Consider the following 7,100-nt stretch of genomic DNA (forward strand, 5'->3'; position numbering starts at 1 on the left):
TTCGTGTTCGGCGACATATTACGTTATATTTTGCAGTGTTTACTTAATCTATGCCAACGAACTTCATTTCATGGTTATAAATCAGCGTTCATTTCGCACAATTTTCAAACAATCTGCGCTAGCAATGACACTTTTCGCTTCAGTGCCGAGTTTTGCAGCAGAGAAAATCTGTGCCATTTACCCTCATTTAAAGGATTCATACTGGCTATCAGTAAACTATGGAATGGTTTCCGAAGCGGAAAAACTGGGTGTTAACCTGCGCGTACTTGAGGCAGGCGGTTATCCCAATAAAACGCGCCAAGAGCAACAATTGGCTTTGTGCACTCAATGGGGTGCCGATGCCATTATCCTTGGTACCGTTGATCCACAAGCTTATGAGCACAACCTGAGAAACTGGGTTGGTAATACGCCTGTATTTGCTACCGTAAATCAACTCGACCTTGATGCAGAGCAAACCAAACTGCTTAAAGGCGTAGTTGGTGTGGACTGGTATTGGATGGGCTATGAAGCCGGCAAATACCTTGCAGAAAAGCACCCTAAAGGCTCGGGTAAAACCAATATTGCCCTACTGCTTGGTCCAAGAACGCGTGGTGGTACCAAACCGGTTACCACAGGTTTCTACGAAGCAATAAAGAACAGCGATATTCACATCGTGGATTCTTACTGGGCTGACAATGACAAAGAGTTACAGCGTAACCTAGTTCAGCGTGTTATTGATATGGGCGATATCGACTACATTGTCGGTAGTGCCGTTGCGATCGAAGCCGCGATCAGTGAACTACGCAGTGCAAACAAAACCAAGGACATTGGTTTGGTTTCCGTGTATCTCAGTCATGGTGTGTATCGTGGACTATTGCGTCATAAGGTGTTATTCGCTCCAACCGATAAGATGGTGGAACAAGGCCGTTTGTCTGTCCTTCAAGCGACGCACTATTTGCGTCATCAACCGTATGAAAAACATGCGTCTCCACAGATCAAACCATTGACGCCAAAGACACTTCACGACGATACAATTGAAGAATCGTTATCTCCGTCAGAATATAGGCCGACATTCAGCGTTAAGGCTGTTGATTGATAGGCAAAAAGTGTGTTTTATTGAACCGGAACGACTTTAAAATCATAAAAACGGAAATAACTTGATGCAAAAAACAACTCGTACCATGCCTGCGCACAAACATGTGGCATTGGTTGCCCACGATAATTGCAAACCTGAACTGCTTCGTTGGGTAAAAGAGAACAAAGAAAAGCTACAAAGCCATTTCTTGTATGCGACTGGCACAACGGGTCACATGCTAAGCAAAGAAACGGGCTTAGCGATCAAGAGCATGATCAGTGGTCCAATGGGAGGCGACCAGCAACTTGGAGCGCTGATTTCTGAAGGCAATATCGATGTTCTTGTGTTCTTCTGGGATCCGCTAAATGCTGTACCACATGACCCAGATGTAAAGGCACTACTACGTATTGCAAGTGTTTGGAACATTCCTGTAGCAACGAACCGCGCGACAGCGAAGTTCCTATTCAACTCTCCACTGATCGACCAAGAAGTTGATATTGAAGTGCCAGACTACGACGCATATATAGCAGAGCGCACTTAATTCCTCTGAGCGGATCGACTCGTCACAAATAAAACTCATCACAAGTAAAACAAAGGCGATACTGAGTATCGCCTTTGTTGTAATCAGATAACAGGTATACCTTATCTTGACGTCACGATGGGATAATCACCATTTACCAGCTCTTGAACAAATGAGGACCCTGCTCCCGTGTGCGTGATCCACACTTTTTCCTTCGCACGCGTAATTGCCACATAGAATAAACGACGTTCTTCTGCGTATGGATACTTGTCTTTCGACTCACATAGCGCACCATCAATATGAGCTTGTTTTTTCTTCGCAGGGAATTGCCCTTCGTCCACAGATAGAATAATTACAAAGTCTGCTTCTCTACCCTTACTCGCGTGACAAGTCATAAAGCGAATATCCAAGTTCGGGAATCGCTTCAACCAGTCATCGTATAAGTCTGGTTTGTGGTAATGATTACGTCCTAACAACAACACAGATTTGGTTTTCTTCGCCTGTTGGTTAAGCTGGTCAAGAATCTTCTCAACTTGGTTGCTTGGTGCCGTATGAACGCTTTTCTGCTTACGCTGTTTGTGACTGTTTAGTGTCTTCGGTAATTGCGACGGGTTTTCTTGCACAAAGGTATTTGCTACATCACCAATTTGATTGTTGAAGCGATACGTCGTATCCAAGTGATGCACCGTTGAATGAATGAATCTATCTTGGAATCCTGTCGTCAAATCCACATCTGCGCCCGCAAATTGGTAGATCGCTTGCCAGTCATCACCTACAGCAAATAAGGTTGCACCTGCTTGCTTCTCTGTGGATTCACATAGAGCCTCAATCAACGCCAAGCGATCAGGAGAAATATCTTGGTATTCATCCACCATAATAAAACGCCAAGGTGAACTGAATTTCCCTTTCTTAACGTAATCGGTCGCACGACTGATCATGGTTGGGAAGTCCACTTGATTGGTTTCTTTGAGCATCTTTTGCCACGCACTAAAGCACGGCCAGCAAAGTGCCAACTCACTGTTTAAACGAGTGTAGTCTTGGTGATTAACTAGCTTTTCTTGTACTTGTTTCTTAGTTAAACCAACCGATGCAAGTTGAGACAATTGGTTATCTAACCAAGCAATCAGTTTAGGATTTTCCGAGTGACTGCCGAGCTCATCGTCACCTTTCAAGTACGCAATCGGCCATTTATCTAGATGCTTTTGCCAACGCTTAAAGTTTGTTGGCGTCATCCAATGTTTCTTAAGCCAATCAATACACCAGGCTGAGCGCTGATTATCATCAAGCGCTAATGGGCTGATTTCCACGGGTTGAGTCTCAACTTGATTTAGGATGCGCAAACCAAGTTGATGGAATGTATTAACGCGAACACTTTCTGCCGCCAAGCCAACTTTGTCGACCAATCGCTCTTTCATCTCTTTGGCAGCGTCACGGCCAAAGGCCAGCATCAGCAGCTCTTCTGCCTGTGCTTGATGGCTTTGTAGAAGGTACGCCACACGCGCTGTCAGCACACTAGTTTTACCTGAACCAGCTCCGGCTAGTACCAAGTTATGGTCATCGTTAAGGAGCACCGCATGCTGCTGAGAAAGGTTAAGCGGCGAAGATTCAATTCGGCTAAACAGCACTTCCCAGTTTGGGCGTTCGTTCTCTAACCATTCATGGTTACGCTCACTCAACGTCTGCGAGGTTTGTGCAAGCCATGGTTCAATCTCCGCCATACGTTTAGGCATGCGCATTTTCGCTTCTGCCAAACTGGTTTTGATTTCAATGAGCTCTTCGTTCAGTTGAGTCACCCAAGACTGCACTTTTGAGTGAGGTAAGTAGGCTGGAAGATGTTTGAGTTGATACAGCTCATCTTCCCACTTGGGTAGATATTCCGCGAGTTTACGACATTGGGTGTTATGCCAATCTTGATACTGACGCACGGCTTCGACCGCAAACTTACGACATTGCGGCCAAGGTAAACCTTGCACAAGCCAGCTTTGTTGCTTGCCATCTTGCTCATGAGCAAAAAACTGAAGTGAGCTCCAGAGAAGACCACGTTTCACGCTAACTTTGCCATTCCAAATCGTAAACGGGATGTGTTCTTCACTACCCACTGAGCTTAATAAAACACTGTTTTCTTTTATTTCGACTTGGTAATACTCATTTTGAATAAAAAACTGTGCTTTATTAGAGGCAGTAAGCTGCATGAAAGGTGCGCCTTTTGATATAGAAGTTCCCGTTTTATATCATTTTAGACCGCTAAATTGTAGCGATGGATGAAGCACAAATCGCCTTCTGTCTGTATTCTTAATTAAAATTCACATTACTGTTGAATTTGTGAACAACGGTATATTCTTTCATCCGTGTAGATTCGTTAAGTCAATGACAAATCTGTTGATTTCCTGAGCAAGTGACGATTTTTATTAAATTAGGTCATAAACGCGCTATAGTGAGTTTGTTAAACTTCTCTCGTTTTCCACCGGCAACGAAAGGCGCATCGTGCAAGCAGCTTTAAAATTCCGCCTCTTTTGGGCAAACAAAACTCTCAACTACAGCATTCTTATTCTGATCACTTTACTAGGCGTCGTGATCCCCGCATGGTACTTCCAGCAAAACACATTAATCACGCCCCTGATTCTAGGTGTCATTGCCGCTGCACTTGCAGAGACTGATGACAGCTTTACAGGTAGGATAAAAGCCCTCTTTCTCACCTTTATCTGTTTTGCGGTCGCTGCTTTCTCAATAGAGATCTTATTTGATACACCATGGGCATTTGCGATTGGTCTGTTTGTCTCGACATTCGGCTTCATCATGCTAGGAGCAATCGGACCTAAGTACGCCAGCATTGCATTTGGCTCATTGTTGATCGCCATCTACACCATGCTTGGGGCACATGAGAGTACCAATATTTGGTTCCAACCATTGCTGCTTTTAACGGGTGCTGCGTGGTATTACTTTATGTCGATGATTTGGCAGATGTTTTGGCCAATGCAGCCTGTTCAGCAAAGTCTGGCAACTGTGTTCCTGCAAATCGCCAATTACCTTGATGCGAAAGCCAAGCTGTTTCATCCAGTAACGAACTTAACCCCGCAGCCGATGCGGATTGAAGTAGCAAGATTAAACGCAGCCACCGTAAATGCATTGAATGCTTGTAAAGCAACCCTGCTTAGCCGCTCCAAACGCGGGCATATTGATGGTCCGAGTGACCGCTTCCTCAATATCTACTTTATTGCACAAGACATTCACGAGCGCGTGAGTTCCAGCCATTATCGCTATCAAGATTTGGCGACGGAATTCGAACGCTCTGACGTCTTATTCCGCTTTAAGTATTTGCTTGAGTCTCAAGCCCAAGCTTGCCGCGATATCGCTCATGCGATTCGGTTGGGAAACGAGTACACGCACACTGATCAATCCATATTGGCATTAGCGGAATTACAAAACTCATTGGGTTATTTAGAAGAACAACAGCAAAGTCACTGGAAGCGCTTATTGGCTCAGTTAACGTACCTGTTCAATAACCTTGCGACCGTGGAAAAGCAGTTGAGTAACATCAACAACCCAGATGCTGAACGATTGGAAGAAGACGTACTGGATGACACCAATCCGCACACGCTTAAAGCAATGTGGCAACGCATTTCAGCTAACTTGAACAAGGATTCAATGTTGTTTCGTCATGCCTTGCGCATGTCGATTGCGCTTACTGCAGGGTATGGGATCATTCAAGCGTTCGATATTGATCGTGGATACTGGATATTGCTGACCACGTTGTTTGTCTGCCAGCCAAACTACAGTGCGACAAGACAGAAGCTTACTGCGCGCGTAATTGGCACGTTAGCGGGCTTGTTGATTGGCGTACCACTGCTCACCTTCTTTCCTTCCCAAGAAAGCCAGTTGGTCTTCATTGTGATATCCGGCGTGATGTTCTTTGCGTTTCGCATCAACAACTATGGTTATGCGACAGGCTTTATCACCTTACTCGTGCTGTTCCTATTTAACCAATTGGGCGAAGGCTACGCTGTGGTGCTCCCTCGCCTTGCAGATACCTTGATTGGCTGTGTGTTAGCGGTTGGTGCTGTTATGGTGATTCTGCCTGATTGGCAATCAAAACGTCTGCATAAAGTCATGTCTGATGCAATCGACGCCAACAAGCAATATCTTGGACAGATCATCGGTCAGTACCGAATTGGTAAGAAAGATAACTTGAGCTATCGAATTGCTCGTCGCCAGGCGCACAATACCGATGCCAACCTCTCTTCAGCCATCAGCACTATGCTGGCGGAACCGGGTAAGTACCGTACAGCCGTGGATGAGAGTTTCCGCTTCCTAACGCTAAACCACGCGATGTTGAGTTACATTTCAGCACTGGGCGCACACCGTACAAGGATTGAGGATGAGTCGATTCACCAACTCGTTCTGGATGCACACCGTTGTATTCACCAACATCTAGACGTACTGCACCGACAACTGCATCAACATTGTGAAGAATGCGATTTGTCCTCGATCGATGACACGAACTTGGAACAACGGTTAAATGAGTGGCGTGATGAAGATGATCATTCTGCACGAATGGTGCTTCAACAGCTTCACCTAATCTATCGCATGTTACCCGAGTTGCATTCACTGGCTTCTAAGTTTGCCGTGCGCGTAAACTGATTAAGAACACTGTTCCAGAGGAGTAGGTTATGATTCTACTCCTTTATGATTAGCAGACTTATTCATAAGAATATTCTTACATGTCATTTGACACCATCTGACATTTCTCGGACAAAAAATCACCACTCAAAATCTAATCTAACCATATTAGAACACTGTTTGATTGTGACCATGAGGGTTGCTGAGGTGGGTTGATGAAGGAGAAACCCAAGAAATGTGGGGAGGTCACGATGACTACTCAAGAATTTTATGAATTAAGAAAGAAGATTAATGAACTGACGGCTTCTCAGTTAAAGTCACTTCAAGGTGAAATTAATCTATCCCTTAATAAAAAAGAGAGTCCGCTTCTTTCTTCGGAAGAGCGTGATATGCTTTCAAAACTGTTTGCGTAATCAAACAGTTCAAATAAAGCACTTGCACGAATTATCAACACTTCCTATGCTAACAAAAGCATAAAAAGTGAGAGAGTAACCATGCCAGTATCAGGAATACAGTCCGGATATAATATGATTCAGCTATCGCATAAGATGGCTGAAGGTGCTGCGCATGAAATTCAGCAAGACTTCATAAAAGAAAATGATCTCGCCTTCAATAAAGTCGATTTAGTAAAAGGCAACGAACTTGAGTTCAATAAGGCTTCTGATTTGCCTTCTAACCCAATCGAACCCTTGGTAAATCTCACCCAAGCCTCAACTTACAATCGCATTGGTGCTTCCGTTGTTGATAAAAACAACGAAGTCATCGGCAGCTTACTCGATATCCACGTTTAAGCCACTCCTAATTAATACCTGCGAGCAACGGTAATCTACCAGCAGTCAGCGGTCGAACAGCAACAAACTGAACACAAAAAAGCGCGATAACTCTATGAGCTATCGCGCTTTTGCTTTT

The 7,100-nt window shown here is 44.5% G+C and carries 6 protein-coding genes; 5 read left to right on the forward strand and 1 reads right to left on the reverse strand.

Annotation, left to right across the window (positions count from 1 at the left end):
• The first annotated feature begins 25 nt into the window (after positions 1–25).
• On the forward strand, positions 26–1,075 hold the full coding sequence (gene torT / locus MHO32_RS13295; RefSeq protein WP_080573709.1) for a TMAO reductase system periplasmic protein TorT: 1,050 nt from the start codon (positions 26–28) through the stop codon (positions 1,073–1,075).
• A 64-nt stretch (positions 1,076–1,139) separates the two neighbouring features.
• Complete coding sequence (locus MHO32_RS13300; protein WP_005447220.1) at positions 1,140–1,595, forward strand: methylglyoxal synthase; 456 nt, start codon at positions 1,140–1,142, stop codon at positions 1,593–1,595.
• A gap of 101 nt (positions 1,596–1,696) precedes the next feature.
• On the opposite strand, the gene helD is transcribed toward MHO32_RS13300, so the two are convergent.
• Entirely contained in the window at positions 1,697–3,766 is a 2,070-nt protein-coding gene (gene helD, locus MHO32_RS13305; RefSeq protein ID WP_009697256.1) for a DNA helicase IV, read from the reverse strand.
• Positions 3,767–4,058: 292 nt separating this feature from the next.
• On the opposite strand from helD, the gene yccS reads away from it, so the two are divergent.
• The 3 genes from yccS to MHO32_RS13320 all read left to right on the forward strand — a co-directional run bounded on the left by yccS (position 4,059) and on the right by MHO32_RS13320 (position 6,982).
• The gene (gene yccS / locus MHO32_RS13310) at positions 4,059–6,212 is read left to right on the forward strand and encodes a YccS family putative transporter (RefSeq protein WP_239212422.1); all 2,154 of its coding nucleotides are present in this window, start codon (positions 4,059–4,061) and stop codon (positions 6,210–6,212) included.
• Positions 6,213–6,442: 230 nt separating this feature from the next.
• Complete coding sequence (locus tag MHO32_RS13315; protein ID WP_009697258.1) at positions 6,443–6,604, forward strand: hypothetical protein; 162 nt, start codon at positions 6,443–6,445, stop codon at positions 6,602–6,604.
• A gap of 114 nt (positions 6,605–6,718) precedes the next feature.
• Positions 6,719–6,982 (forward strand): hypothetical protein, encoded by a 264-nt coding sequence (locus MHO32_RS13320; RefSeq protein WP_005447226.1) that lies wholly within the window; start codon positions 6,719–6,721, stop codon positions 6,980–6,982.
• The last annotated feature ends 118 nt before the right edge of the window (positions 6,983–7,100 follow it).

The organism is Vibrio sp. MMH1-50 (genome assembly GCF_022347645.1).
Taxonomy (GTDB): domain Bacteria; phylum Pseudomonadota; class Gammaproteobacteria; order Enterobacterales; family Vibrionaceae; genus Vibrio; species Vibrio harveyi.